General features: G+C 64.8%; 17 protein-coding genes. 9 read left to right on the top strand and 8 right to left on the bottom strand.

All coding sequences use genetic code 11. The annotated features are described in order from the left end of the window. Positions 1–4: 4 nt before the first annotated feature. Positions 5–763: a ComF family protein gene (locus tag X728_RS143585; RefSeq protein ID WP_245259891.1), complete on the bottom strand. Its 759-nt coding sequence runs from the start codon at positions 761–763 to the stop codon at positions 5–7. Between the two features lie 99 nt (positions 764–862). On the opposite strand from X728_RS143585, the gene X728_RS143590 reads away from it, so the two are divergent. Continuing rightward, entirely contained in the window at positions 863–1,735 is an 873-nt protein-coding gene (locus X728_RS143590; protein ID WP_023832520.1) for a methyltransferase domain-containing protein, read from the top strand. A gap of 12 nt (positions 1,736–1,747) precedes the next feature. On the opposite strand, the gene X728_RS143595 is transcribed toward X728_RS143590, so the two are convergent. From X728_RS143595 to argJ, 5 genes are all read right to left on the bottom strand, one after another. Continuing rightward, positions 1,748–1,930 (bottom strand): Flp family type IVb pilin, encoded by a 183-nt coding sequence (locus X728_RS143595; RefSeq protein WP_023672984.1) that lies wholly within the window; start codon positions 1,928–1,930, stop codon positions 1,748–1,750. A 127-nt stretch (positions 1,931–2,057) separates the two neighbouring features. Then, a complete protein-coding gene (locus X728_RS143600) occupies positions 2,058–2,366 on the bottom strand; it encodes a hypothetical protein (RefSeq protein ID WP_023694000.1) in 309 nt (102 codons plus the stop codon). Positions 2,367–2,463: 97 nt separating this feature from the next. Next, positions 2,464–2,880, bottom strand: a complete 417-nt coding sequence (gene mutT, locus X728_RS143605) for an 8-oxo-dGTP diphosphatase MutT (RefSeq protein WP_023685791.1) — start codon at positions 2,878–2,880, stop codon at positions 2,464–2,466. After that, a complete protein-coding gene (locus X728_RS143610) occupies positions 2,877–3,626 on the bottom strand; it encodes a GNAT family N-acetyltransferase (protein ID WP_031195769.1) in 750 nt (249 codons plus the stop codon). The genes mutT and X728_RS143610 overlap by 4 nt, the downstream gene beginning before the upstream one ends. A gap of 29 nt (positions 3,627–3,655) precedes the next feature. Beyond that, entirely contained in the window at positions 3,656–4,897 is a 1,242-nt protein-coding gene (argJ, locus tag X728_RS143615; RefSeq protein WP_023822807.1) for a bifunctional glutamate N-acetyltransferase/amino-acid acetyltransferase ArgJ, read from the bottom strand. Positions 4,898–5,066: 169 nt separating this feature from the next. Here argJ and X728_RS143620 point away from each other — a divergent pair, with 169 nt between their 5' ends. Next, positions 5,067–6,296: a caspase domain-containing protein gene (locus X728_RS143620; protein WP_023832519.1), complete on the top strand. Its 1,230-nt coding sequence runs from the start codon at positions 5,067–5,069 to the stop codon at positions 6,294–6,296. Positions 6,297–6,435: 139 nt separating this feature from the next. Next, on the top strand, positions 6,436–7,023 hold the full coding sequence (locus X728_RS143625) for a TetR/AcrR family transcriptional regulator (protein WP_023694003.1): 588 nt from the start codon (positions 6,436–6,438) through the stop codon (positions 7,021–7,023). 46 nt (positions 7,024–7,069) lie between these two features. On the opposite strand, the gene X728_RS143630 is transcribed toward X728_RS143625, so the two are convergent. Further along, positions 7,070–7,990 carry a peptidylprolyl isomerase gene (locus tag X728_RS143630; RefSeq protein ID WP_023686683.1) on the bottom strand — a complete coding sequence of 307 codons (921 nt, stop codon included), beginning with the start codon at positions 7,988–7,990 and terminating at the stop codon, positions 7,070–7,072. Between the two features lie 244 nt (positions 7,991–8,234). Between X728_RS143630 and secA the strand changes: the two genes are divergently transcribed. Next, positions 8,235–10,967, top strand: coding sequence for a preprotein translocase subunit SecA (gene secA, locus X728_RS143635; RefSeq protein ID WP_023672992.1), 2,733 nt, complete (start codon positions 8,235–8,237; stop codon positions 10,965–10,967). 223 nt (positions 10,968–11,190) lie between these two features. On the opposite strand, the gene X728_RS143640 is transcribed toward secA, so the two are convergent. Continuing rightward, positions 11,191–13,779 carry a LuxR family transcriptional regulator gene (locus tag X728_RS143640; protein WP_031195767.1) on the bottom strand — a complete coding sequence of 863 codons (2,589 nt, stop codon included), beginning with the start codon at positions 13,777–13,779 and terminating at the stop codon, positions 11,191–11,193. Positions 13,780–14,022: 243 nt separating this feature from the next. On the opposite strand from X728_RS143640, the gene X728_RS143645 reads away from it, so the two are divergent. From X728_RS143645 to X728_RS143665, 5 genes are all read left to right on the top strand, one after another. Next, positions 14,023–14,295: a DUF4242 domain-containing protein gene (locus X728_RS143645; RefSeq protein WP_023685308.1), complete on the top strand. Its 273-nt coding sequence runs from the start codon at positions 14,023–14,025 to the stop codon at positions 14,293–14,295. Further along, positions 14,273–14,578 (top strand): hypothetical protein, encoded by a 306-nt coding sequence (locus X728_RS1000000169365; RefSeq protein ID WP_081732473.1) that lies wholly within the window; start codon positions 14,273–14,275, stop codon positions 14,576–14,578. Before X728_RS143645 ends, X728_RS1000000169365 begins: the two co-directional genes overlap by 23 nt. A gap of 163 nt (positions 14,579–14,741) precedes the next feature. Beyond that, a complete protein-coding gene (locus X728_RS143655; protein WP_023731048.1) occupies positions 14,742–15,242 on the top strand; it encodes a hypothetical protein in 501 nt (166 codons plus the stop codon). Between the two features lie 260 nt (positions 15,243–15,502). Continuing rightward, positions 15,503–16,906 carry a lipopolysaccharide biosynthesis protein gene (locus X728_RS143660; protein ID WP_023818495.1) on the top strand — a complete coding sequence of 468 codons (1,404 nt, stop codon included), beginning with the start codon at positions 15,503–15,505 and terminating at the stop codon, positions 16,904–16,906. Then, positions 16,906–18,186, top strand: a complete 1,281-nt coding sequence (locus X728_RS143665; protein WP_023731050.1) for a GNAT family N-acetyltransferase — start codon at positions 16,906–16,908, stop codon at positions 18,184–18,186. Before X728_RS143660 ends, X728_RS143665 begins: the two co-directional genes overlap by 1 nt. The last annotated feature ends 12 nt before the right edge of the window (positions 18,187–18,198 follow it).

Here is an 18,198-nt window from a genome sequence, read left to right as displayed (position 1 = left end):
GACCTTATATAGTCGCGGACTCGTCGGCCCGAAAGTCCCCCGGCAGGACACGCGCAAAGGTCAGCACATCGACCGCTCCGGCGCCGCCCTTCTTCAGCGCCTTGGCGACCGAGCGCACGGTAGCGCCGGTGGTGTAGACATCGTCGACCAGAAGCACGCGGCGCCCAGTGATCTCGATTTCGGCTTCCGCAGGCACACGGAAGGCGGCGCGCACATTGTCCTCGCGCTCCTGCCGCTCCAGCCCGACCTGCTGGCGCGTGAGCTTGACGCGCCGGACCGCCGAGGGCGAGAAAGGCAGCCCGCTAAGCTGCGCAACCGCCCTTGCCAACTCCGCCGACTGGTTGAACTGCCGCCGAAAGAAGCGCCGCCAGTGCAGCGGCACCGGTACGACGACATCGGCGTCTGCAATTACCTCAGCGCCGGCGCGCAGCATCCAGCGCGCCATCCACGGCGCCAGATCGGTGCGATCCTGGTATTTCAGACCTTGCACCATCTGGCGGGCGACACCTGAATAGGCCACGGCCGCCCGCGCCCGCTCGAACGGCGGCGGATCGGCGATCGCCTCGGCCGACAGGAATCCCTCGCCCATATCGTGCGTGAATGGCGTGCCCATCACCGCGCACCATGGCCGCTCCAGCAGCCTGAGTTTCGGCCAGCAGGCACCGCACAAAACGCCGGGTTGCGAGACGTGCCTGCGACAGCCGGCACAGACCGGCGGGAACAGCATCCGCGCCGGCCAGTCCAACATGGCCAGTTTCAACATGGTTTGAGCGAGGCTCTTGATCTCCATCACCGGATCGGCCACGTGGTTTTGTCGTCCGCGCCAGGATATCACTAGACGGACAAACAGGGATGTCTACCGTTGCCGCCGATCATCGATACTGAACTTTGGCTGGTGCGCAAGCGCAGGGCGCTGGCCCACCCCGTAGCCGGCGCGGATTTTCTGATGCGGCGGGCGGCGGAAGACCTTGCCGACCGGCTCGGCGCGGTCGAGCGGAAATTCGGCAAGGCCGCGGTGCTGTTTTGCCAGACGCCGGACGCAACGGACGTGGTCGCTGCAAGCGGCAAGGCAGCGGAGATCGTGCGCGTCGAGGCAGATCCAGCGTTTCTGGACGGCCGGCCAGGGCTGATAGCACCGCTGGAAACAGTGCCGTTCCAGCCGGAAAGCCTCGACCTCGTCGTTTCACTTCTGTCGTTGCAGGCGATGAACGACATTCCCGGCATGCTGGTGCAGATCCGCCGCGCTCTGCGGCCCGACGGGCTTTTCCTCGGCGCCTTTGCCGGCGCCGGCACGCTTTCCGAATTGCGCGAAAGCCTGCTCGCCGCCGAGACCGAACTCTGTGGCGGCGCCAGCCCGCGTGTCATCCCCTTCACCGATGTTCGCGACGCCGGCGCACTGCTGCAGCGCGCCGGACTGGCGCTGCCGGTGGCCGACGTCGAAACGGTGACCGTCCGCTACGATACCCTCTTCGACCTCATTGCCGATCTCAGGGCGATGGGCGAAACCAGCGCGCTGACTGATCGCAGCCGGCGACCGGGAGCGCGAAAGCTTTTTACCCGTGCCGCCGAAATCTATGCCGAACGCTTTTCGGACGCTGATGGCCGCATCAGGGCAAGCTTTTCCATCGTCTGGATGTCGGGCTGGGCGCCCGATGCCTCGCAGCAAAAGCCCTTGAAACCGGGTTCGGCGAAGGTCTCGCTGAAGACGATACTGGAAAACCCCGGCGGGCGGTGACGGCGCTCCGGATCAGTGCTCGGCGAAGGCGTTTGCGAGCCTGCTGTTGTTGTCGCTGAACAGAAACTGGATCGCATTGCTGGCCTTGCCGACACCCCCGACGATGGCAAGCGACAGCACCGCAACGATCAGGCCATATTCAATGGCCGTGGCGCCTGTTTCGTCCTGCAAAAATCGGCGCAGCAATGGCTTCATGATCGTCGATCCCTCTCATCCCCGACCATATCGCCGACCTGTTAAGAAAGGTTAACGGCACAAGCTTAACAGGCTGTGAAATGGGCCTGCGTTGAGGAAGTTCTCAAGCTGGTGTCGACCTTGTTGGTCAGCAGTCGCCGCTGCGTTGGCCGTCGGCGCGGATGATGCAGACTGAGCTCGGTGAGGGCTGCAGCACGCTTCTGCGCAGAGTATAGGTGGCCCGCGAGCCGATCGAACCCGTGCTCATCGGGTCGAGACCGCCTGCAAGAGCATCGCGGCTGGATGATCGCGTCTGGTTGTCCAGCACGGGGACCGCGATCAGCGCCAGCGCCACTGCGGCCGAGCCGAACAACAGCGTGACGCGCAATAAGCCGACGCCGGCGGCGCGAAAGCTGCGATCTGGCCGGATCGAGTCCCATTCCCTGTCGAGGCTCATGCAATCGCTCCCCGCGAACCCGCTTTGCCGCAATTTTTCACGACGAGATAAATCTTCCATTAACGCTGGCTAGATCAGACCGCGAAATGGCTTTGTATCACAACAGGTCGATGAGGAACTGGATTAGCGGCGCGTCGGCCGGCGGCATGGGATAGTCGCGCATCTGCTTTGGCCGCACCCATTTCAACGCCTGCCCTTCCCTGGGCTGCGCGATGCCGCGGAAGCGGCGGCAGACGAACAGGGGCATCAGGAGATGGAAATCATCATAGGAATGGCTGGCGAAGGTGAGCGGCGCCAGGCAAGGAATGTCGGTCTCGATGCCGATTTCTTCCTGCAGTTCGCGGATCAGGCATTGTTCCGGCGTCTCGCCTGGCTCTACCTTGCCGCCGGGAAATTCCCACAGGCCGGCAAGCTGTTTGCCCTCGGGCCGCTGCGCCAGAAGCACGCGGCCATCGGTATCGACCAGCGCGCACGCGGCGACCAGCAGCAGGCGTTTGCCGGTGATCTCGCTCATGCGCCCGGCGGCCGGCGATAGTGGTAGCGATAGACTTCGTCGAAGCCCAGCGAGTGATAGAGCGCCAGCGCCGGCGCATTGCTGGCCTCGACCTGCAGCCAGGCTTCGCGAGCGCCACGCAGCCTCGCCCACTTCAGCGCCGACAGGATCAGGTTGCGGCCATGGCCCTGATTGCGCGCCGACTTGGCGGTGGCGATCTCAAACAGGCCGGCAAGATCGCCGTCATGGACGCAGATCAGCACCGCCAGAGGGTCGGCCCCTTCCTCCAGCGCAAACAGCCCGACTTCGGGTTGGATAGCGCCGATGATTTCCGAAAGACCGGGCCGCAGCGATGCATCCGAGCCGCTGACCTTGAGCGACGCGCCGAGAAAGCGGCTGATATCCTTCAGCGGAATCTGGTCCATGGCCGGCGCCAGTTGCGCGTCCGCCAGCGGCAGCCGCATCACCAGGGATTCGTCGAATGTGCTCCAGCCCTCATTGTCGAGATGCTTGGCCAGGTCCGGCCCCGACAGCGGCGAGATGCGGAAGGTCAGCGGCCTGCCATAGGCGTCGAAGCGCCGGCTGGCGCGGCCGATGCGCTCGGCAATGTGCTGGGTGTCGCCGGGATCGAGCGGGTTGACCGAGTTCAGCCGCTTGGCCGGATGGCCGGCTGTCAGCCGCACCACCCAGGTGCCGTCATAATGCACGGCCGCCGCCGGCCAGGCGCGAAACCCCGCAGCCTCGTAGCGGCGCACGATGGCCAGCATGCTTGCCGGATGCCTGGAAGCCAACTCCATCAGCTCCGGTAATCGCCATTGATGGCGACATATTCCTTGGTGAGGTCGCAGGTCCACACCGTCGCCTTGCCGCGGCCGATACCGATATCGGCGCGGATGCGAATGTCGTCGCGCTTCATATAGGCCGAGGTCGCTTCCTCGGAGTAGCCCGGGTCGCGTTCGCCCTCATGCGCCAGACGGTTGTCGCCGAACCAGATCGACAGCCGGTCGCGATCGGCCGGCTCGCCGGCCTTGCCGACGGCCATGACGACGCGGCCCCAATTGGCGTCCTCGCCGGCAACCGCCGTCTTGACCAGCGGCGAATTGGCGATGGACAGCGCGATGCGCTTGGCCGAGCGCGCCGATTTGGCGCCGGTAACGGTGACTTCGACCTGCTTGCGGGCGCCCTCGCCGTCGCGCACCACTTGCAGCGCCAGCGATTTGAGCACCTTGCCCAGCGCCCGGCGGAACGCGCCGAGACGCGCATCCTTGGGATCGCTGATGGCGGGCGCGCCGCGCTCGGCAGCGGCTCCGGTGGCGAACAACAGCAGCGTGTCGCTGGTCGAGGTGTCGCTGTCGACGGTGACGGCGTTGAAGGTCTTGGCCGTGCCGCGCGACAACAAGTCCTGCAGCACGGGGGCGGCGATCGGCGCATCGGTGGCGATGAAGGACAGCATAGTCGCCATATCGGGCGCGATCATGCCGGCGCCCTTGGAGATGCCATTGATGATGACGTCGGTGTCGCCAAGCTTGACCGTCGCTGTCGCCACTTTCGGATAGGTGTCGGTGGTCATGATGGCCTTTGCCGCCTCGGTCCACAGATCCGGCTTGCCGTCCTTGACCAGTCCGGCCAGCAAATGGCTGAATTTGGTGGTGTCGAGCGGCTCGCCGATTACCCCGGTAGAAGCGAGGAACACTTCGCCTGGCGTGCAGCCTGCGGCCTTGGCCGCGGCCTCGCCGGTCAGTTGGGTGGAGGCGCGGCCCTTCTTGCCGGTGAAGGCGTTGGCGTTGCCGGAATTGACCACAAGCACCCGCGCCTTGCCGGCGCCAAGGTTCTCGCGGCAGAAGTCGACCGGCGCCGAGGGGCATTTCGACTTCGTGAACACGCCGGCAACCGCTGTGCCGGCATCGAAGACCATGGCCAAGAGGTCGGTACGGTTCTTGTACTTGATCCCGGCCTCTGCGGTGGCGATGCGCACGCCCTCAATGGCAGGCATTTTGGGATATTTCTTCGGCGCGAGCGGCGAAATCGTTGCGGACATTGGGGACCTCGGGCGACGGAAAAACGCTAGGCGAAGGCCGGTTTGCCCGATAGCACGGCCCGGCGCAAGGGCGTTTTCTTGGCCGCCGCTGTGGGCAAGCCACCAGGGATTAAGCTTGCATTTCAAATCCGTTGGCGTCGGCGGGGCCCATGGCGTTATGATATCGGCCATGGGCAGGCTGGTGATCTTGGCGGTGGCGTTTATGGGGCTTTTGCTCCTGAGCGCCGATGCGCAGCCGGAACGGCGCGTGGCGCTGGTCATCGGCAATGGCACCTATGCCGAAGCCGGCACGCTCACCAATCCGGTCAACGATGCGCTCGATATTGCCGGCAAGCTGCGCTCGATCGGCTTCCACGTCATCGAGGGCAACGATCTCGGCAAGCGCGAACTCGAGCGCAAGATCGGCGAATTTTCCGATGCGCTGGAAGGTGCGGGCGTCGGGCTTTTCTATTACGCCGGCCACGGCCTGCAGGTGGAAGGGCGCAACTACATCGTGCCGGTCGACGCCCGGCTCGACATGCCGGTCAAGCTGCAGCTCGAAGCCGTGCCGATCGACGAAGTCCTCGACATCATGGAGCAGCAGACCAAGGTCAGCCTGGTTTTCCTTGACGCCTGCCGCAACAATCCCTTTGCCCGCAGCCTGAGCCGCACCGCCACCACGCGCTCGGCAACGGCGCTTGCCGGTCTGGCGCAGTTCGATTCGACGCGCGGCTCCTTCATCGCCTTCTCGACGGCGCCAGGCGCTGTCGCCATGGACGGCACCGGGCGCAATTCGCCGTTCGCCGCCGCCCTGCTGCGACACATGGCCGAGCCCGGCCAGAGCATCAACGACATGATGATCGCGGTGCGCCGCGACGTGGTCTCCGAAACCCGCGAGGGACAGCGCCCATGGGAACAGGGTTCGCTGCTCGAACGGTTTGAGTTTGTGCCCGGCGGCGAAACGGTTGCACAGCCGAAGCCCGCCGTCCCCCCGGCGCCCGAAACAAAGGTTGCGGCACTCGAACGGTCTGTAGGCGACGACAAGACCGCAATCGAGAAATTCCTGCGCGACGACTATCTTGCGCCCGATGCCGCGGCGATCGGCGAGACCGTCAAGCGGCTCTATGCGCCTTCCGCCACCATCTTCGGCACGCGCTATGACAGCGACGCCGTCGTCAAGCTCAAGACGGACTGGTTCGCGCAATTTGCATCCTGGTCGTTCAGTCTCGAGCCCGGCAGCCTCAATGTGACGCGGCAGGGCGAGAACCGCGCCGAAGCCGTGTTCGCGATGAGCTACGACTATATGTCGAAAGACAAATCGGCGGCGCGCATGACCGGCAAGGCACGCGTCACGCTTGGGCTGGTGAAGAGCGACGGCCAGTGGCGGATCGCCTCGGAAACCTCGCAAGCGATGAACTGAAAATCCCCGCGCAGGGCGAACGTGAGGCCTGCTTCTACAAGCGCTGGAAACGGGCCGTTTCGTTTGCCTGCCAGCTCACCTATATTGCCGGCGAGATTGTTGGCCAGGATTGCCGGCGAGATTGTTGGCGAGGACAGACATGGGCGAGGATCCGGCGCGCAGATCGATCGGGGCGCGGCGCAACCCAGACAGCGCCGAGGCCATTCTCGAGGCCGCGGAGGCGGTGCTGGTCGAGGCCGGCTATGCCGGCTTCTCCATAGAGGCCGTGGCGCGGCGGGCGCGCGCCGGCAAACCCACGATCTATCGCTGGTGGCCGAGCAAGGCGGCCTTGCTGTTAGAGGTCTACAAGCGGCAAAAGCGTGTCGACGTCCCCGATACCGGCAGTCTCGAAGACGACCTCGTCGGTTTCCTGAGGAACCTCTTCGCGCATTGGCGCGACACATCCTCGGGCAGCGTATTCCGCTCGCTGATCGCCGAGGCCCAGTCGGACGAAGCGGCGGCCGCGGCCCTGACTGGCTATGCCGATGGGCGCGTGTCCCACACCGCTCGGATCATCGAGCGCGCCAAGGCGCGCGGCGAGGTTGCGGCCGATATCGACGCAGCGCTGGTCGCCGACCTCATCGCTTCCTATGCCTGGAAACACCTTTTGACCAACCGGCTGGACGAAGATGAGGCGACAATCCGTGCCACTGTCCGCTATGTGATGTCAGGCATCTCCCGCAATTGAAAAGGGCGCCGAACGGCGCCCTTTGCATGTTTTTTCGGTGCCGGCCTTACTTGCCGGCTTCCATCGTGTCGACGGCCTTCTTCAGATTGGCGTCGGGGATTTCGACCTTGGCGGCGCCGCGCAGCTGCTTGACCAGTGCGAAATACTTGTCGCGGATCACCGCCTGCTTGGCCTGGTCCTTGACGTCGTCGAAGGCCGGCGGCTGTTTGGTGCGCTTGTCCTCGAGCTTGATGACATGCCAGCCGAATTGCGTTTGCACCGGCTCCTTGGTGTATTTGCCGATTTCGAGCGCAACTGCCGCCTTGTCGAATTCCGGCACCATCTGCCCCGGGCCGAACCAGCCGAGATCACCGCCATTGGTCTTGCCCGAGGGATCGCTGGTATGCTCGTTGGCGAGCTTCTGGAAGTCTGCGCCGCCATCGAGCTGCTTGATGATCGCCTCGGCCTCTTCCTTCGTCTTCACGAGGATGTGACGGGCATGAATCTCATTGACCGGCGGCGTGCTGGCGATTTCCTGGTCGTAGCGGGCGCGCACCTCGGCATCGGTAACCTTGTCGACGACGCCCTTCTCGACCATCTCGCCATGCAGCGCGCGCTGCTGCAGGAACGCCATGCGGCGCTGGAATTCGGGATCCTTGTCGAGCCCGGTAGCGACCGCCTGGGCGGCCATGACGCGGATTTCGATGGCCGCCGAAAGGGCGGCGGCGCGGCGCTGCTCGGGTGGCAACTGCGAGAACTGCTGCGACAGCTCGCCCTCGGCAAGCCCAAGGTCCGCCTCGGTCAGCTTCTGGCCATTGACGGTAGCGATGACGGCGTTCGGATCGACGGGGGCTGCCGCCGGCGCTGCTGCGGCATCGGCCGGGGCGGGAGCGGCTTCCTGGGCCATCAGCGGAGACAGCGACAGGGCCGACAGGCCGAAAGCCAAGCCAAGGCTGGCGAGCGACGCACGGCGAAACAGTAAGGACATCAAGATTAACTCCAAGGGGGGATTGGTAGGGCTTGCAGATCAGCCGGATTGTGGCGGAATTTGGCGCTGCCCATAGGGCTAACGCGGCGTTGACATCAGTTGAGCCCCCTCTTATCTGTCCAACGACTTTGCGTCCAGAACCGTTTTCCGGGCGCTTTTTGTGTTTGTCCGCGTTTCACGCGGAATTGATGGGGCCGGCCGGCGCTCATCTCAAAATTGAGAATTCTATCGAAAGGACCATCGGATGGTCAGTCTCGGCGGTCTCGCCCGTAAGGTTTTCGGTTCCTCCAACGATCGTCGCGTAAAATCGACCCGGCCGCGTGTCGAGGCGATCAACGCCATGGAAAACGAGATGCGGGCGCTGTCCGACGCCGAGCTTCAGGCCCGCACGGAAAAATTCCGCCAGGATATCGCCAACGGCGCTACGCTCGATGACCTGCTGGTGCCGGCCTTCGCCACCGTCCGCGAGGCATCCCGCCGCGTGCTCGGCATGCGCCCCTTCGATGTGCAGCTGATCGGCGGCATGGTGCTGCACAATGGCGGCATCGCCGAAATGCGCACGGGCGAGGGCAAGACCCTGGTCGCCACCCTGCCCGTTTATCTCAACGCGCTTGCCGGCAAGGGCGTCCATGTCGTCACCGTCAACGACTATCTCGCCACCCGCGACTCCGAATGGATGGGCCGCGTCTACAAATTCCTCGGCCTTTCGGTCGGCGTCATCGTCCATGGCCTGTCCGACGAGGAACGCCGCGTCGCCTATGCGTCCGACGTTACCTATGCCACCAACAACGAGCTCGGCTTCGACTATCTGCGCGACAACATGAAGTATGAGCGCGCGCAGATGGTGCAGCGCGGCCACAATTACGCGATCGTCGACGAAGTCGATTCCATCCTGGTCGACGAGGCGCGCACGCCGCTGATCATTTCCGGTCCGCTCGAGGACCGTTCGGAAATGTACAACACCATCGACGCCTTCATGCTGCAGCTCGGCCCGGCCGACTACGAGATCGACGAGAAGCAGAAGACCTCGATCTTCACCGAGGAAGGCACCGAGAAGCTGGAAAACCTGCTGCGCGCGGCCGGCCTGCTCAAGGGCGAGTCGCTCTATGACGTCGAGAACGTCGCCATCGTCCACCACGTCAACAACGCGCTGAAGGCGCACCGGCTGTTCCAGAAGGACAAGGACTACATCGTCCGCAACGACGAGATCGTCATCATCGACGAATTCACCGGCCGCATGATGCCGGGACGCCGCTATTCGGAAGGCCTGCACCAGGCGCTCGAAGCCAAGGAGCATGTGGCGATCCAGCCGGAAAACCAGACGCTGGCCTCCGTCACCTTCCAGAACTATTTCCGCCTCTACAAGAAGCTGTCCGGCATGACCGGCACGGCGCTGACCGAGGCCGAGGAGTTCGGCAACATTTACGGCCTCGAAGTCACCGAGATCCCGACCAATCTGCCGGTCATCCGCAAGGACGAGGACGACGAGGTCTACCGGACGGTCGAGGAGAAGTACAAGGCGATCGTCAAGGAGATCAAGGAAGCGCGCGCCAAGGGCCAGCCGACGCTGGTCGGCACCACCTCCATTGAAAAATCCGAGCAACTGGCCGAGCGCCTGCGCAAGGAAGGGTTCAAGGATTTCGAAGTGCTGAACGCCCGCCATCACGAGCGCGAAGCGGCCATCGTCGCCCAGGCCGGCAAGCCCGGCGCCATCACCATCGCCACCAACATGGCGGGACGCGGCACCGACATCAAGCTCGGCGGCAACGCCGAGATGCGCATCGAGGACGAACTGGGCGACATGCCTGCTGGTCCCGAGCGCGAGGCGCGCGAAAAGGAAATCATTGCCGATGTCGAGCGCCTGAAGGAAAAGGCGCTGGCCGCCGGCGGCCTCTACGTGCTGGCCACCGAGCGCCATGAATCGCGCCGCATCGACAACCAGCTCCGCGGCCGCTCCGGCCGCCAGGGCGACCCCGGCCGTTCGAAATTCTTCCTGTCGCTGCAGGACGATCTGATGCGCATCTTCGGCTCCGAGCGCATGGACGGCATGCTGCAGAAGCTTGGCCTCAAGGAAGACGAGGCCATCATCCATCCGTGGATCAACAAGGCGCTGGAAAAGGCGCAGAAGAAGGTCGAAGCGCGCAACTTCGACATCCGCAAGAACCTGTTGAAATACGACGACGTCTCGAACGACCAGCGCAAGGTGGTGTTCGAGCAGCGCATCGAATTGATGGACGGCGAAGGCCTGTCCGAGACGATCGCCGAGATGCGCGAAGGCGTCATCGAGGAGATCGTCACCAAGAACATCCCCGAAAACGCCTATGCCGAGCAGTGGAACGTCGCCGGCCTCAAGGCCGAGGTCGCCGAATTCCTCAATCTCGACCTGCCGGTCGAGGACTGGGTCAAGGAAGAAGGCATTGCCGAGGACGACATCCGCGAGCGCCTGACCAAGGCCGCCGACGCCGCCGCCAAGGAGCGCGCCGAGCGCTTCGGCCCAGACGTGATGAGCTATGTCGAACGCTCGGTGGTGTTGCAGACGCTCGATCATCTGTGGCGCGAGCACATCGTCAACCTCGACCATCTGCGTTCGGTCGTCGGCTTCCGCGGCTACGCCCAGCGCGACCCGCTGCAGGAATACAAGAGCGAGGCGTTCGAGCTGTTCCAGGCGCTGCTCGGCAATCTGCGCCAGGCCGTCACCGCGCAATTGATGCGCGTCGAACTGGTCCGCCAGGCCGCCGAAGCACCGCCGCCCGAAGCGCCTGAAATGTTCGGCAGCCACATTGACGGCACCACGGGCGAGGACGATTTCGAGGGCGGCGAGACCGCACTTCTGGTCCGCCAGGAGAGCAACGCCATCGTCGCTCCCGAAGACCGCGATCCGAACAACCAGGCGACCTGGGGCAAGATCGGCCGCAACGAAGCCTGCCCCTGCGGCTCCGGCAAGAAATACAAGCACTGCCACGGCGCGTTTGCCTGATTTCGACGGCTAGGTCGGCGGGACAGCACCCCCCTCTGGCCTGCCGGCTATCTCCCCCTCAAGGGGGGAGATTACGCAGTTGCGGGCCCCACTTCCTTTTCAACTTCGACAATTGGCGAAAGCCTTGATCACAGCCAATCTCCCCCCTTGAGGGGGAGATGTCCGGCAGGACAGAGGGGGGCGCGAAGGATCGCGACCTCTCGGTCCAACCCTCGTCAAAACCTCACAACAACCCCGAATCGCGCGCGGTCGCTGTCGCCTCGCCGCGCGACACCGCATCCAGCTTGCCCAGCACCGCCGAGACATGGTGATCGACCGTCTTTGGCGAAATCGTCAATTGCTCGGCGATCCGCTTGTTGGAGAGGCCGCGTTCGATCAGCTGCAGCACCTGCATCTGGCGCAAGGTGAGGCCGGCGAGGTTGGCGCGCGTCGAGCGGCGCGGGCCGCGGGCGATGCCGCCAACGCCGTTCTTGCGCATGATATCGCGCAGGCGCTGGGCTGCCGGCCTTGCCCCCAGGCCGTCGAAAATATCCAATGCCAGCCGCTGCCCCTCGTCGTCGCCGAGGATGAGCGCCAGTCCGCGCTCGTATGGCGCATTCAATTCGGCCCAGAGTGCCGAAGCCGAACGCCAGTCGCCGGCTAGAAGCAGCCGGTATGGTGTCGCCATGTCGGCGGTGTCGCCGGCCGGCATATCGGGAGAGAGCAATGTTCGCCACAGCGCCAGCTCCCCGACATGGGCACGCGAGCGCACCGGCGTTTCGGCGCGGGTGATCAGCGCCAGCGCCTCTTGCCTGTCGGCCAGGCCCAGCCATGCCTGCTCCGCCATCAGCGCCGCGTAAGAGCTCAGCATCTGCAGGTCGCCGCCGCTTCCGGCCAGACGCGCCATTTCGGCGAACAGCGGCTCGGCCGAGGGATCGCCGCGCCTCAGGCGCAGTTTCGCCAGTGCCAGCAGCGCCGGAAACCGGCCCACGGTGGTTGTCCGCTCATTGTCGATGACATCGCTTGCCGTCGCGGCGGCCTCATCCCATTGGCCCTGGCGCAGTTGCACATCGGCCAGCATGCCCCTGAGATAGTCGCGCCAGGTGCCGAGGTCGTTTTCGGTGCAATAGTGGATGCCGCTCTCAAGCACCGGCCGCGCCGCGTCGTAGCTCATCTGGGTGATCTCGAAACAGGCGCGGTTGGTGAAGGCGCGCGCGGCATGTTCCTGGAAATTGCCTTGGAGCGCAATTTCAAGGCTTTGGTCGAGGCGCAGGCGTCCGGCGGCCGGATTGAGCCACTGCTCGACGCAGCCGACATTGTTGAGGGCATGCGAGGCGATGTCGGGACGGTTCATGCGCGCAGCCAGCGCCGCTGCCTTCTCGCCATAGAACAGCGTGTCTTCCACCCTCTCCGAAAGCATCGCCAGATGCGAAAGGTTCGAATAGGCCATGGCGAGTTCGGGACCGGCGGGAGCCGCTTCCAGCATCGCCACAGCCTCGGCGCCGAAGGCGGCCGCCGCCTCGCGGTCATCGCCCATTTCGCTCAGCCGGGAGAGCCATCTCAGGCTGTCGCCCTCCTTCAGCCTGTTGCCGTCTGCCTGATGCAACCGGCGCGCCTGTCCCTGCGCTGCAAGCGCGTCGTCGATCTTGCCGATGAGATGGCACTCGAAGGCATGACTTTCGTAGAGCGCGGCGCGCTCGATCACCGGCAGGCTGTCGGCCTGCCGCAAGGCGATCTCGTAATAGCCGGCGGCATCGCGATGGGCGCCGACGCGCGACGCCTCGCGCGCGGCGATTGGCGCAAGTTCGCGCACCGCCGCCAGATTATGCGCCTCGACCGCATGATGCACCAGGCGGCCTGTGGAGACGTCGCCATTTTCGAGCAGTGCCGCCAGCGCACGCTGGTTGAACTGCCGCCTGTGCGACGTCGTCAGCATCATTTCGATGGCGCGTCGCGCGATGTCGTGGCGGAAGGCGTAGCCGTCGCCCAGATCGTCGAGCAGGCCGTTGGCGACACACTCGGCCAACTGGCCGGCGCTGGCGACGCCGCACAGGCCCTGCAGGGCCCAGGCGTCGGCCCGGCGCGGAAACACCGACACCGCGTCGAGCATGGCCCGGGCGCCAACCGACAGCCGCTCGGCCCGCGCCAGCACCGCGTCGCGCACGCTTGCCGGCAGTGCCATTTCGTTTTCGGCCGACAGCAATTCGGTGACGAAGAAGGCATTGCCGGCGGTCGCCCGGTAGATGGCGTCGCCATCGCGGCCGGCCGCATCGGCGAGCGACAGCACGGCCGCCTCGCTGAGCAGCGGCACGTCGATGCGCGCCACGCTGCCGGCCGGGATTTCGCCCAAGGCGCGGCGCACCCGCATCTGTCCCTCGCTGCGGTCGGTGCGCGCCGTGAGCAACAGCAGGATGTGGGTGTTGGCGATACGCCGGCCGAGGAAGCGCACGAAATCGAGCGTCGCATCGTCGGCCCAGTGCAGGTCTTCGATCACCAGCAGGCTCGGTCCCTTGGCCGCAAAGGCGTCGAGCGCATCGGAAAACAGCGGCAGTCTCTGCCCATGCCGGGCGTCGATTGCGCGCGGCAGCGCCCATTGCGCCTCACGGGCCAGATCGTAAAGCGGCCCCAGCGGATCGGGGATCGACAGATCCTCGCAAGCGCTGCGCAACATTGCCGCGCTCTGCCCGACACGGGCCGCGAACGCCTCGACAATCGCCGTCTTGCCGGCGCCGGCCTCCCCCGCCAGCACCGCGACGCGGCCATGGCCGCCTATTGCATCGCCAAGCAGTGTCTCCAGCTGCTGCAGCTGCGTCTGCCGTTCCAGAAGCATCATTGTCATCGTCTCACAGGATCGGAGTTTTCCCACCATGGCGGGCCGCTCACGACTAGCCCGTGAAGAAAGCGCGGCAATGTGACTTTGCACACATTGCCGTGCCTCTTTCCACAAAGAACGACGCCAATATAGGGAATCGTCCCGTCCAATATGGGGAATCGTTCCGATGCGCGGGCTGGGCCGGCGTGGTCAACGTCCAGCCGCGCTCCGATCGAGCGTGAACCAATGGAAAGGAAGCCTTCCATGCCTCGCTATCTGATTGAACGCACATTTCCGGACGGCCTCAACATTCCGATGACCGACATCGGCGCCACTGCGGTGGGCGGCGTCGTCATGCGCAATGCCGAAAAGGGCGTCACCTGGATCCAGTCCTTCGTCACGCCCGACAAGAAGCACAGCTTCTGCATCTACGACGCGCCGACGCCCGAAGCTATCCGCAGCACCGCTCAGAAAAACTCGCTGCCGGTCGACAAGATCACGGAGGTGCGGGTTCTTGACCCTTACTTTTACCTCTGATCCTGCGTCCGGTCGCCACGATGATGAGCATCAAACTGTCCTTCGCGGCCATGGCGAACTGCCTGATGGCCTGCCGCTCGGCGGAATCGGACCTGTCCTGGGAAAGACCGGCCGGCCAACCTCCGTGCTCGGCCGTCTATGGCGGTTCGCGTCGAAGCTGCCTGCGTATCTGTCTGAAAGGCGGCGCCTGCCCCCGGAAGGCGACTATCTGAGGCGCGACATCGGGCTCTCGGAGCGGGAAGCCCCGCAGGAATATTGGCAATATTACTTTTTGGATCGTTGATTTTGCTGAATTTTTTAGCGCGGAGGTCAAAGCTCGGCAACCGAAGCGGCATATCCATCGCACAGCCGGCAGGGACAAAACTGTCCCCAATTCTTAAACCACGCCACCGGCGTTTCGGCATCGGCCGCCGTCGCCTCAAGCGTCAACAAACGAACGGAAGACCATGACCATAATTCTTTGGAAGACACGCTTCGCGGCCTTCGCCGCCATCTCGATCGCGGCCGGTGCGGCGCAGGCACACGACGCCAATCCGCTGGCCGAAAAGGTGCGCGCAGCCAACAGCCGCTTCGAAAATGTGGCAGCCGCCACCGCCGAAGGCTATGCCCCCATCCCTTGCGCCAGCGGCATCACCGGCGGCGCCATGGGCATCCACTATGTCAACGGCGCCTATCTCAAGGACGATGCCGTCGATGTCGCCAAGCCCGAAGCGGTGATGTACGAGCCGACGGCCGACGGCAGCCTGAAGCTGATAGCGGTCGAATACATCACCTCGAAGGGCCCGGCCTCGCTCGAAGGCCAGCTGTTCAACTTCAACAGCGCCCCCAATCGCTACGGCCTCGGCCCGTTCTACGAACTGCACGTCTGGGCATGGAAACAGAACCCGACGGGCGCCTTCGCCGACATGAACCCGAACGTGTCGTGCGACGCCATGAAGGGGATGTAACGCTCCGACACCTCCGGCACCGGACACACCCGGTGCCTGGCCATCCCCCTTGGCGGGGGAGGGGCGAGCGAAACGCCGACCGGCTCCCCAGTCTTCCCCGGCGTTCGCTCGCCTTTTATTATGCCCCGGCATACGATGACGCACCTTGCACACGCGGCCGTCCTTGGCCCCTCGGCGCACCCGCACCTGCCCACCCTTTCTTAAGGTGTTTCGGATACATCGAAAGCTTGAAAAGAGGCGGAAAACGGAGAGACATCGGGGTGCGGTTTTCCGCGGCGACGACGGCCGGGCGGTTCTTGCCGCAGCGCTTGGCGCTGCGCATGGGGCCGCTGCTTGGCCGGATCGATGCGGTGCTGTTCACCGCCGACGAGCGCGGCGAAGCCGGGCGCATGTCGCTGATCGCCTTTGCCATCCGCATCGTCAGCGCCGTCATCGCCTTCATCAGCCAGGTGCTGATGGCGCGCTGGATGGGCTCGTTCGAATACGGAATCTTCGTCCTCGTCTGGGTGACGATGGTCATCGTCGGCAACCTCGCCTGCCTCGGCTTCCACACTTCGGTGATCCGCTTCATCCCCGAATACCGCGAACGCAACATGCTCGCCGAACTGCGCGGCATCGTGGTCGCCAGCCGCCTGTTCGTGCTGATTGCCTCGACCGCGATCGCCGGGCTTGGCGCACTGGGCGTCTGGCTGTGCGCGAACTGGATCGAGAGCTACTATGTAATGCCCTTCATCCTCGGCCTGTTCTGCCTGCCGATGATCGCCATGGGCGATCTGCTGCAAGGCCAGTCACGCGCCAATTCCTGGGCGTTGTTTGCGTTGTCGCCGACCTATCTGGTGCGGCCGGTGCTGATCCTGGCGCTGATGGCGCTGATGCTGGCAATGGGCTATGCGCCCGACGCCAGGACAGCGATCTTCGCCTCGATCGCCGCCACCTACGCCACCACGCTCGGCCAGCTCATCGGCGTGACCACGCGCATGGGCAGGAATATCCCGTCCGGGCCGATGAAGGTGCATTTCGCCGAGTGGTTCATCGTCTCGCTGCCGATCTTCCTGGTCGAAAGCTTCTTCTTCCTGCTCACCAACGCCGACGTGCTGATGGTCGGCGCCTATCTCCAGCCCAATGACGTCGCCGTCTATTTCGCCACCGTCAAGACGCTGGCGCTGGTGCATTTCGTCTATTTCTCCGTCAAGGCCGGCGTTGCCCAGCGTTATGCGCAGTTCACCCATGGCGAACCGGAAAAGCTCGCCGCCTTCGCCCGCGAGACCGTGTCGTGGACGTTCTGGCCGTCGCTGTTGATGGCGCTGCTGGTGCTGGCGCTCGGCGAACCGATGCTGGTTCTGTTCGGCCCGGAATTCACCGCCGGCTATCCGCTGTTGTTCCTGCTGGTGTTCGGCGTCGTGGCGCGCGCCGCCGTCGGCCCGTGCGAAAGCCTTCTGACGATGAGCGGCAACCAGAACATCTGCGCCGCCGTCTATGCCATGACGCTGGCCTTCAACATCGGTCTCAACGTGGTGCTGATCCCGTTCTTCGGCCTGTGGGGGGCGGCGATCGCCACCAGCCTCGCCATGGTCTTCGAGGCCAGCGCCCTGTCCTTCACCGTCTGGCGCAAGCTCGGCATCGTCATGCTGATCTTCGTGCCCGCCGCCAAGGGAGATGCCTGATGGCCGCCATCCCGCTGATCGAGGAAACCAGCGGCGGTCCGGCCGGCGCCATGGTGTCCGGCCTTGCCGGCCTGGCGCGCGACGCCGATCCGGCGCATCTCGAGATCCTCGCCAGCAACCGGCCGCTGCGCAAGCTGGCGATCTATCCGGCTTCGGCCGGCTTCGAGCTGGTCGAGGAACTCGACTTTCTGTGCACCCGCACGATCGAGCCCAACGTCTTCTTCAACCCGCGCTTTCTTGCGCCGGCCATGCCCCGGCTGGAAGATCGCGAGGTCAAGCTGGCGGTGATCCGCGACGGCGACGAATACCGCAACCGGCTGCGCCTGCTGGTGCCGTTCTCGGTCGAAAGGCCGGCCGTGCCGCTCGGCGTTCCGGTGATGCGCACCTGGTCGAGCCCGTTCGGCCCGATCGGCACACCGCTGGTCGACCACGACGACCCGATCGGCGTCGTCGAGGATTTCTTCGGCATGCTGTCGCGGCCGCATCTCAAGCTGCCGAAGGTCTTCGTGCTGCCCGACATGCGCCTCGACGGCCCATTGGCCAGCGTGCTGGCCACCGTTGCCGAGACGCGCGGCCTGACGATGGTCACCACCGGCAAGGCGGACCGGCCGGTGCTCGAAAGTACGCTCGACGGCGAGGCGTATCTGAAGGCATCGCTGCGCGCGCACCACTACCGCGAATTCCGCCGCCTAAAGCGGCGCCTGGGGGATCTCGGCAGGCTGGAACATGTCGTGGCGCGGGGACCGGACGAAATCCGCCACGCCATCGAAAGTTTTTTGACGCTGGAAGCCGCCGGCTGGAAGGGCCGCGAGCGCACCGCCATGGCCATCGACCGCTACCGCGCCGCCTTTGCCCGCGAAGCCGTGCACCGGCTGGCCGAGCACGACATGTGCCGCATCCATTCGCTGACGCTGGACGGCCGCACGATCGCCTGCCTGGTCGTCTTCGTCGAGGCCGGCGTCGCCTACACCTGGAAGACCGCCTATGACGAGACGCTGGCGACCTATTCGCCGGGCACGCTGTTGATGATCAAGGTGACCAGGCAGCATCTCGACGACCCCAACATTATGATGACCGATTCCTGCGCCGTGCCCGACCATCCGGTGATGAGCCGGCTGTGGAGCGAGCGCAAGCCGATGGGCTCGCTGGTGATCGGGCTGACTCCGGATGCCGACCGCCTCGCCCGCCAGGCAGCCTCGCAGTTGCATCTCTACCGCGAGACCCGCAACATGGCCCGCCTGCTGCGCAACCGCGTGAAGAGTTTGCTGGGACGGCGATAGCCCCTGGATCAA

It is taken from the genome of Mesorhizobium sp. L103C119B0, assembly GCF_000502235.1.
Lineage (GTDB): Bacteria > Pseudomonadota > Alphaproteobacteria > Rhizobiales > Rhizobiaceae > Mesorhizobium.
This window is presented reverse-complemented; position numbering and strand designations above follow the sequence as displayed.